The sequence below is a fragment of the Sphingomonas sp. P2_B6 genome (genome assembly GCF_056404755.1).
On the sequence record NZ_JBFUDK010000005.1, the window covers coordinates 83,164 to 100,046 of the forward strand.

15 protein-coding genes are annotated in these 16,883 nt (G+C 65.8%); 10 read left to right on the forward strand and 5 right to left on the reverse strand.

What is annotated here, in order from left to right; genetic code table 11:
- Positions 1-42: 42 nt before the first annotated feature.
- The gene (locus AC1DX5_RS09215; RefSeq protein WP_465170596.1) at positions 43-270 is read right to left on the reverse strand and encodes an SHOCT domain-containing protein; all 228 of its coding nucleotides are present in this window, start codon (positions 268-270) and stop codon (positions 43-45) included.
- A gap of 261 nt (positions 271-531) precedes the next feature.
- Between AC1DX5_RS09215 and AC1DX5_RS09220 the strand changes: the two genes are divergently transcribed.
- Positions 532-3,129 carry a TonB-dependent receptor gene (locus tag AC1DX5_RS09220; protein WP_465174788.1) on the forward strand — a complete coding sequence of 866 codons (2,598 nt, stop codon included), beginning with the start codon at positions 532-534 and terminating at the stop codon, positions 3,127-3,129.
- Positions 3,129-3,977, forward strand: a complete 849-nt coding sequence (locus AC1DX5_RS09225) for a hypothetical protein (RefSeq protein WP_465174789.1) — start codon at positions 3,129-3,131, stop codon at positions 3,975-3,977. The genes AC1DX5_RS09220 and AC1DX5_RS09225 overlap by 1 nt, the downstream gene beginning before the upstream one ends.
- 20 nt (positions 3,978-3,997) lie before the next feature.
- On the opposite strand, the gene AC1DX5_RS09230 is transcribed toward AC1DX5_RS09225, so the two are convergent.
- Complete coding sequence (locus AC1DX5_RS09230) at positions 3,998-4,810, reverse strand: DUF7847 domain-containing protein (RefSeq protein WP_465170599.1); 813 nt, start codon at positions 4,808-4,810, stop codon at positions 3,998-4,000.
- 169 nt (positions 4,811-4,979) lie between these two features.
- On the opposite strand from AC1DX5_RS09230, the gene AC1DX5_RS09235 reads away from it, so the two are divergent.
- The 8 genes from AC1DX5_RS09235 (at position 4,980) to AC1DX5_RS09270 (ending at position 13,135) form a co-directional block, all read left to right on the forward strand.
- Positions 4,980-5,684, forward strand: coding sequence for a DUF4129 domain-containing protein (locus AC1DX5_RS09235; protein WP_465170600.1), 705 nt, complete (start codon positions 4,980-4,982; stop codon positions 5,682-5,684).
- On the forward strand, positions 5,681-6,895 hold the full coding sequence (locus AC1DX5_RS09240) for a hypothetical protein (protein WP_478015007.1): 1,215 nt from the start codon (positions 5,681-5,683) through the stop codon (positions 6,893-6,895). The genes AC1DX5_RS09235 and AC1DX5_RS09240 overlap by 4 nt, the downstream gene beginning before the upstream one ends.
- Positions 6,871-7,842 carry an AAA family ATPase gene (locus AC1DX5_RS09245; RefSeq protein ID WP_478015008.1) on the forward strand — a complete coding sequence of 324 codons (972 nt, stop codon included), beginning with the start codon at positions 6,871-6,873 and terminating at the stop codon, positions 7,840-7,842. The genes AC1DX5_RS09240 and AC1DX5_RS09245 overlap by 25 nt, the downstream gene beginning before the upstream one ends.
- Complete coding sequence (locus AC1DX5_RS09250; protein ID WP_478015010.1) at positions 7,839-9,149, forward strand: DUF58 domain-containing protein; 1,311 nt, start codon at positions 7,839-7,841, stop codon at positions 9,147-9,149. Before AC1DX5_RS09245 ends, AC1DX5_RS09250 begins: the two co-directional genes overlap by 4 nt.
- Positions 9,146-10,183: a stage II sporulation protein M gene (locus AC1DX5_RS09255; protein ID WP_478015012.1), complete on the forward strand. Its 1,038-nt coding sequence runs from the start codon at positions 9,146-9,148 to the stop codon at positions 10,181-10,183. The genes AC1DX5_RS09250 and AC1DX5_RS09255 overlap by 4 nt, the downstream gene beginning before the upstream one ends.
- Positions 10,183-11,055: an RDD family protein gene (locus tag AC1DX5_RS09260; protein WP_465174792.1), complete on the forward strand. Its 873-nt coding sequence runs from the start codon at positions 10,183-10,185 to the stop codon at positions 11,053-11,055. Before AC1DX5_RS09255 ends, AC1DX5_RS09260 begins: the two co-directional genes overlap by 1 nt.
- 65 nt (positions 11,056-11,120) lie before the next feature.
- Entirely contained in the window at positions 11,121-12,347 is a 1,227-nt protein-coding gene (locus AC1DX5_RS09265) for an acetyl-CoA acetyltransferase (RefSeq protein WP_465170606.1), read from the forward strand.
- The gene (locus AC1DX5_RS09270) at positions 12,344-13,135 is read left to right on the forward strand and encodes a DUF1295 domain-containing protein (RefSeq protein WP_478015014.1); all 792 of its coding nucleotides are present in this window, start codon (positions 12,344-12,346) and stop codon (positions 13,133-13,135) included. The genes AC1DX5_RS09265 and AC1DX5_RS09270 overlap by 4 nt, the downstream gene beginning before the upstream one ends.
- 196 nt (positions 13,136-13,331) lie before the next feature.
- Here the strand turns inward: AC1DX5_RS09270 and AC1DX5_RS09275 are convergent, their stop codons facing one another.
- From AC1DX5_RS09275 to AC1DX5_RS09285, 3 genes are all read right to left on the reverse strand, one after another.
- Positions 13,332-14,303, reverse strand: coding sequence for an IS5 family transposase (locus AC1DX5_RS09275; protein ID WP_478015016.1), 972 nt, complete (start codon positions 14,301-14,303; stop codon positions 13,332-13,334).
- A gap of 110 nt (positions 14,304-14,413) precedes the next feature.
- The gene (locus AC1DX5_RS09280; RefSeq protein WP_478015017.1) at positions 14,414-15,880 is read right to left on the reverse strand and encodes a carotenoid oxygenase family protein; all 1,467 of its coding nucleotides are present in this window, start codon (positions 15,878-15,880) and stop codon (positions 14,414-14,416) included.
- A gap of 64 nt (positions 15,881-15,944) precedes the next feature.
- On the reverse strand, positions 15,945-16,832 hold the full coding sequence (locus tag AC1DX5_RS09285; protein ID WP_465170609.1) for a metallophosphoesterase: 888 nt from the start codon (positions 16,830-16,832) through the stop codon (positions 15,945-15,947).
- Positions 16,833-16,883 lie beyond the last annotated feature (51 nt).

Consider the following 16,883-nt stretch of genomic DNA (forward strand, 5'->3'; position numbering starts at 1 on the left):
TGGAGAGGCGAAGACCGGCGTTGACCTGCGGTGACTGCTCCATCACGCGACCCCGACCGCCATCAGCGCGACAAGTGCGATGGCCCCACCCGTGATCGCCGCCGCTTTTGCGAGCGTGCCGATCGGGTCGGGCGCCATTGCCGGTAGCCGGCAGGCGCTGACCCGCAGGAGATGCGCCTTGCGCCGCTGGAATTCGTCCTCGGGCAGCAGGCCCTGATCGCGCCGGGCGAACAGGTGTTGAAGTTCCTCTCCGATCGTTCGCCTGGACATTGTTCTCTCCATTTCTGGCGATGAGGCAAGCTACGCCCAAATTCCCCGCATGGATGCACCCTGGCCCCGCCTGACACTATTTTCAGTACCGTTATGGTCCTAGTTGCCGGCCGCATCGTTCGGCAAAAACCCGATTCCGTAACGGAAATGCCACAAGCCGGTCATGGCGCGGTAACGTTGAACCGCAAGGGCGTCGGCGAGGAGATTGCCACCAAAGCGGTGGTACCTCTTGCCTCGCCGCAGATGTTCAGGGGGAACTTCATGAAGCGCATTCGCACGGTCAGCCGGGTCGGCGTCTCGATCATCGCCATCTGCACCGCCACCACCGCCCATGCTCAGAGCGTCGACGGCAGCGACACCTCCGGGGATATCGTCGTCACCGGCCAGCGCGGCAGCTTGCAGCGCGCGATCGAGCTGAAGCGCGATGCGATCGGCGTGACCGACGTCGCCAGCGCCGACGAGATCGGCCGCCTGCCAGACCGCAACGTCTCCGAAGTGGTGGAGCATCTGCCCGGCGTCGGCGTCACCTACGACCAGGGCGAGGGACGTTACGTCTCGATCCGCGGCGTGCCCTCCAACCTCAACAATTATACGCTGAACGGGATCGAGATCGGCAATCCCGACGGTACGACCCGGTCGCTGCCGCTCGACATCATCTCGGGCCAGCTGCTCAACCGGGTCGAGGTCGCCAAGGTGAAGACCGCCGACATGGACGGCCAGGGCATCGGCGGCACGATCAACCTGGTCACGCAGACCGCGTTCGACTTCAAGGACAAGTTCACCATCGCCGGCAGCGCCAAGGCGGGCTATCAGGAACTCAACCACAAGGTGCCGGTGCAGGCCGACCTCAGCATCGCCACCAGGTTCGGGGCCGACGAGCAGTTCGGCCTGGTGCTCGGCGGCAGCTTCTCCAATCGCGACTTCGTCAGCGAGGGCTTCTATCCGGATAACTGGAAGCCGGTCGCGGGCGCGGCGCGCGGCGGCCTGCCCGACAATATCAAATATACCGAATATTCGCTCGACCGGCACCGTATCGGCGCGACCGGCGCATTCGACTGGCGCCCGAGCGATACCCAGAGCTTCTACATCCGCGGCGTTTATTCGAAGTTCATCGAGGACGAGGTGCGCCCGCGCTATCGCCTGGATTTCACGACCACGCCCTATACGCTCAATGCCGACGGGCTGACCGGTTTCACCAACGGCACCGCCAGCTCGATGACGGGCGCGCCCGGCACCGGGCCGGAGCGGCGCGAGGATCTGCGGCTCGATTACAAGGCGAAGTGGCTGGCGACGGGCATGGTTGGCGGCTCGACCGATCTCGGCGCGCTCAAGCTCGATTATGAGGGTGCGTACAGTCGCAACGAGACGCTCGACAAATTCCCGATCTGGCAGTTCCGCTGCAACCCGGGCCGCGTGACCTTCGATTTCAGCGACAAGGTCTATTCGGCCAAGCCCGACACCGAATGCGTCGCCAACCAGATGCAGTTCCGCCAGTTCACCAAACAACATCAACTCAATACCGAGAAGATCTGGCAGGGCCGGTTCGACGCGACCTATCAACTCGACAGCGTCGGCGAGGGCAGCTTCCTGAAGGCCGGCGCGAAATACCGCACGACCAACCGCGATTTCGATCAGGACAACCCGACCTGGGTGCGCGGCTCGGCCGCGAACCGCTGGACGCTCGGCCAGTATAGTCTCGGCGCCCCCCCCATCTGCGTCTATCCGAACAGCGCCGATACCGATCAATGTTTCAGCAACAGCCCGACCTTCAACATCCCGGCGCTACAGCAATTCACCGACGCGCATCTGGGCGACGCCCTGATGCCGCTCGATCCGGTCGCGACGCTCGCCAACAACACGCTGTCCGATTTCCAGCTGACCGAGAAGGTCGCCGCGGTCTACGCCATGGCGAACCTGAATTTCGGCGACGTCACGGTGACGCCGGGCATCCGCTACGAGCATACCGCGCTCGATATCACGGGCTTCCAGCTCCAGAACGGCACGACGATCACGCCGGCGGCGCGTAGCGTCAGCTATGACGATTTCCTGCCCTCGCTGGTGGTGCGGATCAAGCCGAGCGGCAACACGGTGTTCCGCCTGGCCTATTCGACCAGCCTGGGACGGCCGGAATACAGCAATCTCTCGCCCGGCGGATCGATCGACACGATCAATGCGCAGGTGTCGCTCGGCAACCCCGACCTGAAGCCGTATCGCGCGCAGAATCTGGATGCGACGGCCGAATGGTATTTCGCGCGAGGGGGCCTGCTGAGCATCGGCGTGTTTGCCAAGTTCATCAGCAACCCGATCTTCTCCCAGGCGACGGTGCTGAAGAACACGACCTATAACGGGGTGGCCTATCCGACCCTGACGATCACCCAGCCGTTCAACGCGACCGACGGCGACATCGTCGGCATCGAGGCGCAATATCAGCAGCAGTTCACGTTCCTGCCCGGCCTGCTGTCGGGCCTCGGCATCCAGCTGACGGGCACCCTGACCAGCTCGACCCTGACCTTGCCGGACGGGCGCAGCTCGACCTTCCCGAACCAGTCCAAATATCTCTACGGTGCCGAGGTGTTCTACCAGAAGGGCCCGGTCGAGGCGTCGGTCGCCTATCACAACACCGGCAAGGCGCTGCTCGCGATCGGCAGCCCTTCCTATAACGACCAGTATAATGACGATCTGCGCCGGCTCGACGCCAAGATCAGCGTCGGCGTGTTCGAGGGCGTCCGCATCTTCGCGGAAGCGCAGAACCTGACAGACGAGCCGACCCGGCAATATCAGGCGGGCAATCCCGACTGGCTGATCCAGAACGAACGCTATGGCCGGACCTTCTACGCCGGCGTATCGGCCAAGTTCTGATGCGCAGCTTCCTCCTGCTCGCCGCCGCCACGGCAATGATCTCCGCCACGACCGGCGGTGCGCAGGAGGTGGCGGCTCCGGCACCGGCGGCCGTGCCCGAACTTGGCGCGGCCCAGCCGGTCGCGCGCTGGACCGCCGAGGAAGCGCGGCAGGGCGTCGCCGCCGATGCCCGCTTCTTCTATCCGATGACCAACAACCGCATCGGCAAATACGACAAGAAAACCGGCAAGCGCGTGGCCCAGTGGGAAGGTCCGCGTGCGCTGTATCCGCATATGAATTCGTGCGTGGTCGAGGGCACGCAGCTCATCTGTGCTGCGTCCAACTATCCGGCCGTGCCGATGTCGAGTGCGGTCGAGATCTTCGATACCGCCACCCTGAAACATATCCGCAGCATCGCCCTGCCCCCGTTGCCCGGCTCGCTCACCTGGATCGAGCGGCGCGGCAAGGACTGGTATGCCGGCCTTGCCAACTACCCCGCCGACCATGGCGGCGAGCCGGGGCACGACCATCGCTGGACCCTGCTGGTCCGGCTCGATGCCGACTTCCGCCCGACCGCCTCCTGGCATTTCCCGGCGAGCGTGCTGGCGCGCTTCGATCCGATGAGCTGTTCGGGCGGGTCATGGGGCGATGACGGGCTGCTCTACGTCACCGGCCATGACCGGCCCGAGCTTTATGCATTGCGCCTGCCCGAAGCGGGCACGGTGCTCGAGCATGTCGCGACCATCCCCTTGCCGACCGGCGGCCAGGCGATCTCCTGGGATCGTTCGGCGCCGCGAATGCTGTGGTCGCTCGACCGGCAGACCCGCAACGTCGTGACGAGCCGTATCCCGGCCGTTCCGCTGCGCTGATCCCGCCCCTGTCGGCTGGTTCAGGCGAAAATCTCGCTCAGCGCCTCAGTGTCCGGGCCATCCTTCCAGTTGCGCAGCTCGACATAGAGCGAGGTCTGGACCGTCGCGACGATGGCGGTGACGATCGTCGAGATCACGGCGCTCACCAGCAGGAAACCGATCGGCAGCCCCTGTTGGGTAGCGGCGACCATACCCTGCAGGCCGTAGATGCTGACGATGACGACGCCGCTGATTGCCGAGAAGATCCAGTAGATCACCAGCATGATCAGGCCGAGGCCGAAAATCTTCCAGCGCGCACCGCTGGTCAGATAGCTGCTGCGGCCGAACGCCTCGATCACGCCGGTCCGCTCCACCACCAGCGCCGGCGCCGCGACCGCCCACATCAGATAGAGGATGATGCCGGGAACGATGAGCAGCAGGAAGCCGAACGTGACACCGAGACCGAGCAGGATGCCGAGCAGGAACAGCGGGACGACGACGCGCAGGCCGGTCATCGCGCAGTCGCCGAAGCTCGCCTCGCGACCTTCGCTGTGTGCGATCGTCGCGCGGACCAGCGCACCCTGGCTGAGCATCGCGAAAACCACGCCGAGCACGAGCGTGACCGCCAGGATGGTGAAGAACAGGATGGGCGAGATCACGCCAGTGGTGAGATTCTGCTGCGAATAGCCCAGGCTCTGCGCGACATAGTTGATGAGCACGCCGGGGACCGCGCCGAACACGAAAGAGATGCCGAAAACGGTGATCGGATTGCCGCCCATCGTCCCAAAGGCTCGGCTGAAGATTCGTCCGATCGAAACGGACCGGTCGCTTGCGCCGTCAATGCTCGTCGCCATGATTCGCGTCCCCCTGAAGGCGCCTTGGCGCCTTATCCGGGGCAGACTGACGAAGACCCCTTTCGCTGTAAAGCCCCAAGTAATAACCGTTTTGGACAGATATCCGTGATTGCGCCGGCGCATGTAGCGGCTAGTGTCGGGGCGAAGCGGACTACGACCGGGGGAACAGGTGAGCGGGGGTAATTCGCAAGAGGCGGCAGCCGCGGCCGAGCGGTTCGCCAGCGCTTACCGGGCGCTGAAGGCCGACCCGTCGACTCAATTCACGCTGACCCCGGCGCCGCCACCACCGCAGCCGCCGGCATGGCTGGTGCGCTTCGGCGAATGGCTGACGGAAGTGTTGAGGCCGGTCGGCCGGTTCTTCCGCTGGCTCAGCAGCTTCATGCCCGATGCGCCTTACGCCCGCATCTTCCTGTGGACGGTGATCGCCCTGGCCGCCGCGGCATTGCTGTGGGTGGTGTATGAACGAATCCGCTATGGCGTCTGGCGCCTGCCACGGCGTCGGCGGTCGCAGGGCGCATCCACGGACATGCCCGAAGAGGCCTGGGCGCCCGAAGCGGCGCCGGCGCGCGCCTGGTTGAATGAAGCCGATGCGATGGCGAGGCAGGGCCGTTTTGCCGAGGCGGTCCACCATTTGCTGACCCGGTCGATCGAGGATATCGCGCGCCGCCGCCCGCGCCTCGTCCGCCCCGCGCTCACCAGCCGGGAACTCGCCGCGGCGGCCGATATCCCGCCATCGGCCCGCGATCTGTTCACCGGCATCGCGCGCCTTGTGGAAAAGAGCCTGTTCGGCGGCCGGCCCGTTTCCGCTGACGATTGGGAAACGGCACGCGCCGCCTATGCCGATTTCGCGCTGCCGGGGACCTGGCGCGTATGAGCGACATCGCGATCGGAACTCCGGCTGTCTCGGACGGCGTGTTCAGGGCCCGCACGGTCGTGCTGATCCTGGCGATCGGTATTCTCGGCTTTATCGGCACGCTGGTGCTGGGCGCTTATGCCCCCGACATGCGGTCCGGCCGGAACGGCGGCGGACATGCGCTGTCCAACGCCGCGACCGGTTTCAGCGCGCTCGTCCGCCTGGCCGAGGCGACGGACCGGGATCCGCAGGTCACGCGCGACGTGCATCTGCTAGGTACCGAGGATCTGGTGGTGCTGACGCCCGAGGCGGCGGCCACCAATCTTTCGCCCGTGCTCAGCCAGCGTGGGGGAAAGCCGACGCTCGTCGTCCTGCCGAAATGGCAGACGGTGGGTGACGAGGACCGGACCGGCTGGGTCCACCAGCAGGGTCTGAAACCCGTCTCCGAACCCAATGGGGTGCTGGCGCCCGGCACCATGCTCCAAACCGCCCGGCACCGCAGCGGCGGCAGGCCGCTCGTCACCTCGCCTGACCTGCCAAAGAGCGTCCGCTTCACGGCACCGCGGCCGCTCCAGACGATCTCGGGCACTGGCCTGACGCCGCTGATCACTGACGCGCAGGGCCGCATCGTCCTGGCCAAACTGGCCGACCAGCCGCTTTATGTGCTGGCCGATCCCGACCTGCTCTCCAATATCGGCATGGCCGATGCGCGTCAGGCGGCCTCGGCGCTGGATCTGCTCGACTGGCTGAATTCGAACGAGGCGACCTCGATCTATTTCGACGTAACGCTGAATGGCTTCGGCAAATCGCCAAGCCCGCTCAAGCTGGCGCTCGACCCGCCTTTCCTGGCGATGACGCTAACGGTGTTCATCGCCGTGCTGCTCGCGGCGTGGCAGGGGGCGGTGCGGTTCGGCGCGCCGCGGCGGCGCGCCCGCGCGATCGCCTTCGGCAAGGCCGCGCTGATCGACAATGCCGCCGCCTTGGTGCGCAAGGCCGGCCGCTATGCGATGCTCGGCACGCGCTATGCCGATGCGGTGCGCGACCGGGCCGCCACGATCTTCGCGGTGCCGCCGCACCTGCGCGACGCGGCGCTGGACACGCATCTCGACGGGCTCGGGCGCCGCGCGCGCTTCAGCGAGCTGGCCCAGGCAGCGCGCGACGCGCGCGACCGGCATTCAGTCCTTTCCGCGGCGCAGGCGCTGCATCAATGGTTGTGGGAGAAGAACAGGTGACGACAGATGTGCGCGCGCTCGCCGAGGCGATCCGCGGGGAGATCGGCAAGGCGGTTGTCGGCCAGGAGGACAGTGTCGAGCTGATGCTCGTCGCGCTCTTTTCGGGCGGGCACATCCTGCTGGAGGGTCCTCCCGGTACCGCCAAGACTCTGTTGGCGCGGAGCTTCGCCGACGTGGTCGGGCTCGATTTCGGACGCATCCAGTTCACGCCTGACCTGATGCCGGGCGATATTATCGGCGCGAACCTGTTCAATTTCCAGACATCGACCTTCACCCTGACACGCGGGCCGATCTTCACGGATCTGCTGCTGGCCGACGAGATCAATCGCGCGCCGCCCAAGACCCAGGCGGCTTTGCTCGAGGCGATGCAGGAGCGCACCGTGACGGTGGACGGCGAGAGCCTGCCGCTCGGCAACCGCTTCATGGTCGTGGCGACGCAGAATCCGATCGAGCAGCAGGGCGTCTATCCGCTGCCCGAGGCACAACTCGATCGATTCCTGTTCAAGCAGACGGTCGATTACCCCTCCGCCGAGGACGAGCGCCGGATCGTCGCGAACCATGGCGCGCACCAGGCGATGACGCCGGCCGAATGGGGCGTGGAGAAGAAAGCGGACGCCGCGACGATCGATGCGGCCGTCGCCGCGGTGGCCGCCATAAGGCTGGCGGAGGAGGTGATCGATTACATCACGGCGCTGATCCGCGCGACGCGCGACGTGGCCGATCTGGAAAGCGGCGCGAGCCCGCGGGCCGGCGCGATGCTGGCCGGTGCGGCGCGGGCGCGGGCAGCGATCGACGGGCGCGACTTCGTGATCCCGGACGACGTGAAGGCGCTGGCGCCGGCATTGCTGCGCCACCGGCTGATCCTGTCGCCAGCGGCCGAAATCGACGGGCGTACGGTCGAAGACGTCTTGCGCGGCATCATCGAGGCAATCGAGGCTCCCCGTTGATCTATCCGACGCGCACGGCGGTGATTGCAGCCGCGGCGGGTGCTCCCGCCGTGTTGCTGCTCGCCGTGCTCTTGCCGTCGCGCTGGTATGCCGGGCTGGCCTGGCCGATCGCCGTGCTGCTGCTGACACTGATCGATGCCTTTTCCGGCGCGCGCAAAGGCAGCGCGCAGATCACACCGATTCCGAGCGTCTGCGTCGGGGCGACGACAGAAGCGACGGTGAGCGTCACGTTGAGCGACGGGCGGGCGCCGAAATCGGCGGAGATTGCCGTTTCCACCGATCCGCTGGTTTCGGTCGAGAATGACGGGCGGCTGTGGATCGCCCTGGAAGATGGCAAGGGCGCGGCGTTGCTGCCGCTAACGACGTTGCGGCGCGGGCTGGCGCGGATCGACCGGCTGTGGCTGCGCTGGCACGGGCCGCTCGGCCTGGCGTGGAAGCAGCGCGAAATACCGGTGAGCCTGACCTTCCCGATCCTGCCCGATATCCGCCCGGTGCACGAACGCGGGGCGCAGATCTTCCAGCGGCACGCGCTGCAGGGGCTGATCGCGCAGATCGACCGCGGCGATGGCGCCGACTTCGAATCGCTGGTCGAGTTCCGCTCGGGAATGGACCGCCGCGCGATCGACTGGAAACAATCGGCGCGGCACATGAAGCTGCACGCCAAGGAATATCGCACCGAGCGCAACAATCAGATCGTGTTCGCGATCGACGCCGGGCGCCAGATGACCGAGCCCGTCGCAGGCCTGCCGCGCGTCGACCGTGCGGTCTCCGCCATGCTGCTGACCGCGTGGGTCGCCCTGAAGCTGGGCGACCGGATCGCGCTCCATGCCTTCGATTCCCGACCGCGCATCGCCAGCGGCCTGATCTCGGGCACGGCCGCCTTCGCCAATCTGCAGCGGCTCGCGGCGGGCATCGATTATAGCGGCGAGGAGACCAACTACACCTTCGCCCTGACTACCCTGGCGACTCAGCTCACACGGCGATCGATGATCGTCCTGTTCACTGAATTCACTGACCTGACCACCGCCGAGTTCCTGGTGCGCGCTGCCGCCAGGATCACCAAGACGCATTTGCTGCTGATCGTCGTGCTGCGCGACGAGGAGGTCGAATCGATCGCCGACCGTGCGCCGGAGAGTGCCGACGACGTGACGCGCGCGGTGACCGCCGCCGCGCTGCTCAAGGACCGGCGGGTCGTGATGACGCGGCTGCGCCATCTCGGCGTGCACCTGATCGAAAGCGAGCATGACCAGGTCAGCGAGCGGCTGGTCGAGGGCTATATCGATCTCAAGCGGAGGAACCTGTTGTGACCGCGCCAGCGAACGCCCGGACGCCCGGCAAGGCATCGGCCTTTGTCGATGCGCAGCCGGTGCTGGTCAACGCCAGCCGGTTCCGCAAGGTGCATGCGGCCGATTGGGATCGGCTCGACCAGCTGATCACGCGGTGCGAGAAACGATCGGTGCGGTCGCTGTCCGACGACGATCTGCTCGCCCTGCCGCTGCTCTATCGCTCGGCCCTGTCGACCCTGTCGGTCGCGCGCGAAACCTCGCTAGACCGCTCGCTCGTCGGCTATCTTGAGCAGCTCTGCGCGCGCGCTTATTTCCAGATTTACGGCGTGCCGACATCGGCGCTGGGCCAGCTCGGCCGATTCTTCTCGCATGGCTGGCCGGAAGCGGTGAAGTCGCTGTGGCGGGAGACGCTGGTCGCGCTGCTGCTGACCATTGCGGGCGCGGTGGTCGGCTATCTGCTGGTCATTCACGATCCGACCTGGTTCTACGGGATCGTCGGCGGCGACATGGCCGGCGGGCGCGACCCGACTGCATCGGCGGCAACGCTGAAGGCCACGCTCTACGACAGCAAGGAAGAGCTGCTCGCGACCTTCGCGACCTTCCTGTTCACGCACAATGCCCAGATCGCGATCTTCGCCTTCGCGCTGGGCTTCGCCTTCGCGGTGCCGACGGCGATGCTGATCATTTATAACGGGCTGATGCTCGGCGCGATGGTGGCAGTTTTCGCCGCGAAGGGGCTCGGCTTCGAATTCATCGGCTGGCTGACGATCCATGGCACCACGGAGATGTTCGCCATCATCCTGTCAGGTGCCGCGGGCTTCCGCATCGGTACTGCCATCGCCTTTCCCGGGCGCCTCGCGCGCGGCGATTCAGTGGTCGTTGCGGGACGCGCCGGCGCGGTCGCGATGGGCGGCGCAGTGATCATGCTGGCGATCGCGGGCCTGCTGGAAGGCATTGGCCGACAGACGATAACGGGCGACGTCACCCGTTACGGCATCGGCTTTGCGATGCTTGCCGGCTGGCTGGTCTATTTCTACCTGCCGCGGCGCCGCTGATGCGCTGGCCGTTCCGCAAGGGGCCCACGGCCCCCAAGTCGCTCCGCCGCAATTTCGTGACGCCGGAGGGCGTGGACCTGCAGCTCGAGCTGGGCGGCGCAGGCGCCCGCGCGGCAGCCTTCATGCTCGACGGGCTAGCCATGCTGGTCGTGCTGATCATCCTGACCATCGTCATCGGCCTGCTCTTCACCGCGAGCAAGTCGACGTCATTCGCCATCTTGTGGCTGATCGGCTTCTTCGTCCTGCGCAATGGCTGGTTCGTGCTGTTCGAAATGGGCGGGCGGGGCGCGACGCCGGGCAAGCGGCTGATGGGCCTGCGCGTGGTCGCGCGCGACGGCGCGCGGCTGACCGGCGGTGCCGTGCTGGCGCGCAACGCGATGCGCGAGATCGAGGTGTTCCTGCCGCTGTCGTTCCTGGCGATGCAATCGGCGCAGGGCACGGCGGATGGGTTCCTGGTGTTGTTCTCGCTGAGCTGGAGCTGCATCTTCCTGTTCTTCCCGCTGTTCAATCGCGACCGGTTGCGGGTGGGCGACCTGATCGCCGGCACCTGGGTCGTCCGGACCGTCAGCAACACGCTGGGCGACGATCTGGGCGCAGAGGTATCGCGACAGCGGCGGACCTTCAGCGAAGCAGCGCTCAGCCTTTACGGCGTCTATGAGCTCCAGACGCTCGAGGATGTGCTGCGCGGCGGCCGCGACGAAGCGATCGCGACGGTCGCGGCGACGATCCGGCGCAAGGCCGACATCCCCGATGACGGCGACGACTACCGGTTCCTGTCGGATTATTATGCCGCGCTGTGCGCCCGGCTGGAACGGGGCCTGATGGTCGGCCAGCGCCGCGCGGACAAATTCGGGAACGACCGCGCGCGATAACCGCACGCCAAATTGCCAAGCGCCGCCAAACGCGCGACACTCGGCGAAAAGAGGGGAGAGCGAGGTTGGTCTATATCCTGGGCGGGTGGCAGAGCGACTTCGCGCGCAACTGGAGCCGCGAGGGGATCGATATCGCGGATGCCTTTGCCGAGACGGTGCGCCACGGGTTGCAAGCGGCCGCGCTCGACGCGGATGAGGTCGAGACCGGCCATGTCGGCAATTTCACCGCCGAACTGTTCGCCGGCCAGGGATTGCTTGGCGGCTTCTTCGGGCTGATCGATCCGGCGTGGGACGGGCTTCCGACCGCGCGGCACGAGGCGGCCTGCGCCTCGGGCAGCGTCGCGCTGCTGGCGGCGACGGCGGAGATCGAGGCGGGGCGATACGACCTGGCCTGCGTCGTCGGAATCGAGCAGATGCGCAACGTGCCCGGGCGGACGGCGGCGCAGCATCTCGGGGCGGCGGCGTGGAACGGGCATGAATATGGCGATGCCGAATTTGTCTGGCCGCGCGCCTTTTCGGATCTCGCCGAGGAATATGACCGGCGGCACGGCCTTGAATACGAACATCTGATGCGCATCGCCGAGATCAATTTCGGCAATGCGAAGCGCAATCCCAATGCCCAGACGCGCGGCCATGTCTTCACGCCGGCGCATTTCACCGCCGATGACGAGGCCAATCCAGTGGTCGAAGGACGGACGCGCAAGATGGATTGCGGGCAGGTGACCGATGGCGCGGCGGTGATGTTCCTCGCCTCACCCGAACGCGCCGCCGATTATGCCCGCACGCGCGGCGTGCCGCTGGAGAGCCTGGCGCGGATCAGTGGCTGGGGGCATCGCTCCGCCCCCATTTCCTACGCCGCGAAAGTGCAGGCGAGCGAAGGCCAGCCCTATGTCTTCCCGCAGGTGCGCCGCGCCATTCTCGACGCAAGGACGCGGGCCGGCGTGGATATCGGGGCGATCGACGCGGTCGAGACGCATGACTGCTTCACCGCGACGGAATATATGGCGATCGACCATCTCGGCCTGACCGACCCGGGCGAGTCCTGGCGGGCGATCGAAGACGGGTCGATCGAAATGGGCGGGCGCCTGCCGATCAATCCGTCGGGCGGGCTGATCGGGCTTGGCCATCCGGTGGGGGCGACGGGGGTGCGCATGCTGCTCGATGCAACAAAGCAGGTGACCGCCAAAGCGGGCGACTATCAGGTCGAGGGGGCACGGCGAGTGCAGACGCTCAATATCGGTGGATCGACCACCACGACGGTCAGCTTCATCGTCGAGCGCGCGGCCGCATGAACGCGCTCATCCTCCTTGCGACCAATGCGGCATTGCTGGTCACCCTGTTCGTCCTGCTCTGGCTGGTCTGCCTGAAGACGCGTGACGTGACGCCGATCGACAGCGTCTGGGCGCTGGGCATGGTGTTCCTCGGCGTCGCGAGCTTCCTCCACACCGGCGGCGATCCGACCCGCAAGGCATTGCTGCTCGGGCTGTGCGCGGTGTGGGGCGTGCGGCTTGGCCTGTACCTGCTCTGGCGCTGGCGCACCCAGGGGCCGGACCGGCGCTATGGCAAGATGTTCGCGATGGTGGAGGAAGCCAAGGGCTGGGGTTTCGCCCGCGCGTCGCTGCTGCTGGTGTTCGCGACTCAGGCGCCGTTGTTGTTCATCGTGTGCCTGCCGGTCCAGCTGGGACAGATCGATGCAGGGCCGCCGGTCGGCTTATTGGGTCTCGCCGGCGCCGGCATCGCGATCGCGGGCATCCTGTTCGAAAGCGTGGGCGACTGGCAGCTGGTTCAGTTCCGCCGCGATCCGTCCAATGCAGGCAAGGTGCTGGCGACGGGGCTGTGGCGCTTCACCCGCCATCCCAATTATTTCGGCGACGCGCTGACCTGGTGGGGCCTGTACCTGATCGCCGCCGAAAGCTGGTCGGGGATATGGGCGCTGCCCGGGCCGGCGCTGCTCACCTGGACCTTGATCCGATGGTCGGGCGTGCCGACGATCGAAGGAAGGCTGAAGCGCAAGCGGGCGGGCTATCAGGATTATGTGCGGCGGACGTCGGGGTTCGTGCCGTGGTGGCCGAAAGCGTAATTCCACCAAACTGCGTCATGCCGGACTCGTTCCGGCGCCCATATTTCCGCAGACGCCGCAGCCGTTATGTTTGCGGGACGATGGACCCCGGAACAAATCGAGGCTTCTGCGAAAGTCGTCCGCGCCAGGGCGGTTATCGTCGAGCGCCAGTTTGTATAGAGCGAGAGTAGGGTTTTCGAAGCCGGTTGAGGTGCCGTCATCGGGTTGCGAGCGTCACGGCCCGGTTGAGATTATAGGCAATGGCGGCGAGGTCGATCTGCAGGGCGCAAGCGGCGATGCCTCGATATCGCATGCGATCCAGACGATATCGGCCTTTCAGGGTGGAGAAGGTGCGCTCGACCGCGCCGCGTACACGCCCGATCAGCTTGTTGCGTACTGTTTGCCAGTGGGGCAGCGCCGACTGGCCGCGCACGCGGCGATGCTGGATCCGGTCCTTGACCCCGCGGGCCTTCAGCATCTGGCGTCGCTCCCGCTTCTCATAGGCCTTGTCGGCATAGATCGCGGCTTCATCGCCAAGCATGAGGCTGTCGGCGACCGTGCTCTCATAGACCTTGGCGGGCGTCAGCTTGCGGCTGCGGATGATGCCCGAGCCCTGATCGACACCGACATGCAGTTTGTAACCGAAGAAGGAACGACGACCCCGATCGAGCATGGTCCAGTTCGCGTCGGGATCGAGCGCCGAGCGGTTCTCGCTGGTGCGTGCCGCAAAGCCGTCGCGCGGTGTCTTGACCGCCGGGCGGATCAGCGAGGCGTCGATCAGCGTGCCGGTCTTGACCACGAAGCCAGCTGCGTCGAGCTGGCGGCCGATCTCGGCAAACAAGGCCTCGCCCAGGTCTCCATCCTTGAGAGCGTTGCGGAAGCGGCAAAGGCTGGTCTCATCCGGCGTGCCCTCGTCCAGTGCCAATCCGCAAAAACGCCTGAACGAAACACGGTCCGACAGCGCTTCCTCCAGGCCAGGATCCGACAAACCATACCATTGCTGAAGCAGCAGCGCCCGCATCATCACCAGCGGCGGCCAGGGCGGCCGCCCCATCGTACCAGGCCGCACCTTGCGCACCAGGGCAGCGATCGGCGCCCAATCGATCAGTCCAGATATCCCGTCCAGACGCTCATTGCGTCCAAAACCAGCAGGCAGGAACGACTCCACCAATCCAAGCTGCTCCGACATCGACACTCTCCCTCGTCGGGGAAAGTGAATCACATTTCCACAAAACAGCACAGCCTTTTGCAGAGGTCTCGAACAAATCCGGGGTGACGTGGTGGTTTTGGGCTGAGGTTCTACCCTGCAGCCCGCAGCACCGACCGCTCTGCCCAATGCGCGTGCGTGCCGCTGCAGATCTTGTGCGGCAGCGCGATGCGGCAGACCGGTCCCTCCTCGAACCTCTTGCAGTCGATCAGCACGCATTCGGACGTGCCGCGATTCTCGTCGATGATGAAGCTGACGAGATAGCCGTCATCCTCGTCCACCGCATTCGTACGCGGCGCGAAGGGCGCTTCGCTGGCGTAGCGGCCGTCCTCCAGCATCAGCTCCCAGGACTCGCCGGTGTCGAGGTCGTGCTTGACGAAGCCGTTGAACAGGAACCAGCCGGGCTTCGACGTGGTCGAATAGATGTAACGATGCTTCCGCCCCGCAACGCGCTGGTTGATCATCCCGAATTCAAGGATGCGATCGTCCAGCCGCTGCTCGCGGGTCGTGCCGTCGGCAAGGTTGAAGCGCCAGCGGTGCAGCTTCGGGCGGAAGCTGTGCTCGTCGACATAGGCCATGAGGTGTCCATAGCCATCGGCATTGTCGAGCGGCGCCGGGGTCGGATCCTCCTGGAAATAACCGTCCATCACCACCTCGTCGCCCTCCTCATAGGCATTGAGGAAATGGAGGACATAGGTCGGCACCGCCTCGAACCAGCGGATTTCGTCGGCACCGCCATGGCGCGGGATCAGGCCGAAACGGGCGGGCACGCCTTCGTGCAGGCGCGCGGCGTGGATGTCGCGCTTGAGCAGCTCGGCATCCCAGAACACCGGCAGGTCGTTCACGATCGACCAGTTCTCGCTGAAGGTCATGTCGTGCGGCAGGCGCGGGCCTGGCAGCGGCACCGGGATATAATGCGTCAGCTTCTCGTCCCGGTCGACCACCCCGTAATGCATGAAGGGCGCGTGCTTCGAGTAGTTGAAGAACATCAGCTCGCCGGTGCGCTCGTCCACCTTGGGATGCGCGGAGATGCCGTCGAGCGGCACCCAAGGCGCCATGCCGTGCTGTTCGAGCGTCTCGGGATCGAGCACATAGCCTTCGCCGCACTGATAGAAGGTCGAGATCGCCTTGCCAGCATGGACGATGATGTCGGTGCTGCTGCTGTCCTTGAGCGCGCCATGCGCGCCGAAGCCGGGGCGCAGCGAGGTGCCGGCGCGATCGGCCAGGCCACCCCAGAGCGACCCGCCCGCTTCCTGCTCGGCCTGGAAGCACCGCGTGCGCACGAAGCGATTGCGGTACGAGGCAGCACCGTTCCGGAAATCGATCTGGTGAATCATGCCGTCGCCGTCGAACGGATGATAACGGCCGAGCGGCTGGTGCAGCTGATTCTCGGTATTGCGCAGATAGACGCCGTCGATATCGGTCGGGATCGCGCCCTCGATCACCTCCAGTTCGATCGCGGTCACTTCTTCATGCAGTGGCGTCCAGGCACCGTTGAGATAAGGATGGTTGCTCGGGCGCAGCGAGCCCTTCACGGCCGCGCGGTCGACGATCTGCATGGCGGTTCCTCTCCACGGCCCCTGACCCGCACAGTCTAGGCATGGAAATCGGGATCGGCCAGCGTCACCGCAGTGACAGCGTCATGTCCTGCTGCCGCCCCGTACCGTGCACCACCACCTTGTCGGCGAAGAAGTCGAGCCGGGCATAGGCGGTTTCCTCCGTGTCGAGCATCGCCTTCAGGTTGACATAGTGGATGCCGGCGCGGGCGCCGTAATTGCCGTCATGATTATGGCCGTCGAGCCAGATCTTCGCGGAAGGGTGTCGTTCGAGCAGCGCCATCACCGCCGGAGCATTCCACAGATTGTGCGGGTTTTCCGGATAGAGCGGGAAATGATTGAACAGCATTGCCTTCAGCCCGCGCTTGTCCGCTTCGGCGAGCTGCGCGTCGATCCAGTGGAGCTGCGCGTCGCCGATGCCGCCGTCCCATAGCGGCTTGTCGGCGTAGAGGCCGGCATGTGCCGCCATGCTTGTCTTGAGCTCGGCGCTGCCCTCGGGCCAGGCATAGCTGCTGAGGTCGTTGCCGTCGGTGACGATGAACATCCAGCCATGCTGCACGAAGCTGTGATAGCGCGCCTTCATGCCGAGCTTGGCCGGGACCATCGGCTTGTGCGCGTCGTCGATCGAGAATTCATGATTGCCCAGCACGAACTGCCAGGGGTGCTTCAGCTTGCGCGCGACCGGCAGGATCAGATCATAGCTCGCCCAGTCGCGGTCGATGAAATCGCCGAGATGGACGACAAAGGCGAGCTTCTGCCGGTTGAGATCGGCGACCGCGGCGGCGAGCTTGGCGGGAGTAGTGCGGTAGAGGCGCTGGCCATTGTCGGGCTCGACCGCATATTGCGCATCGGCGATGGCACCGATGCTGAACAACGGCCGTTCCGGCTTTTGCGCGGGAGCCGAGCCGGCCAAGGCGAGCGCTGCCATCGTCGCCATCAGCATCGTTCCGCGCATGATCCACTCCCGCCACCAAAGGGCGGGGCCTTAAGGGCCGCGCGTTACAGT

Excerpts from the sequence above, each read along its gene's own strand:
- AC1DX5_RS09285 (WP_465170609.1), bottom strand. The coding sequence starts at position 16,832 with ATGCGCGGAACGATGCTGATGGCGACGATGGCAGCGCTCGCCTTGGCC.
- AC1DX5_RS09245 (WP_478015008.1), top strand. The coding sequence starts at position 6,871 with ATGGTTGTGGGAGAAGAACAGGTGACGACAGATGTGCGCGCGCTCGCC.
- AC1DX5_RS09270 (WP_478015014.1), top strand. The coding sequence starts at position 12,344 with ATGAACGCGCTCATCCTCCTTGCGACCAATGCGGCATTGCTGGTCACC.
- AC1DX5_RS09260 (WP_465174792.1), top strand. The coding sequence starts at position 10,183 with ATGCGCTGGCCGTTCCGCAAGGGGCCCACGGCCCCCAAGTCGCTCCGC.
- AC1DX5_RS09280 (WP_478015017.1), bottom strand. The coding sequence starts at position 15,880 with ATGCAGATCGTCGACCGCGCGGCCGTGAAGGGCTCGCTGCGCCCGAGC.
- AC1DX5_RS09220 (WP_465174788.1), top strand. The coding sequence starts at position 532 with ATGAAGCGCATTCGCACGGTCAGCCGGGTCGGCGTCTCGATCATCGCC.
- AC1DX5_RS09275 (WP_478015016.1), bottom strand. The coding sequence starts at position 14,303 with ATGTCGGAGCAGCTTGGATTGGTGGAGTCGTTCCTGCCTGCTGGTTTT.
- AC1DX5_RS09225 (WP_465174789.1), top strand. The coding sequence starts at position 3,129 with ATGCGCAGCTTCCTCCTGCTCGCCGCCGCCACGGCAATGATCTCCGCC.
- AC1DX5_RS09230 (WP_465170599.1), bottom strand. The coding sequence starts at position 4,810 with ATGGCGACGAGCATTGACGGCGCAAGCGACCGGTCCGTTTCGATCGGA.
- AC1DX5_RS09240 (WP_478015007.1), top strand. The coding sequence starts at position 5,681 with ATGAGCGACATCGCGATCGGAACTCCGGCTGTCTCGGACGGCGTGTTC.
- AC1DX5_RS09215 (WP_465170596.1), bottom strand. The coding sequence starts at position 270 with ATGTCCAGGCGAACGATCGGAGAGGAACTTCAACACCTGTTCGCCCGG.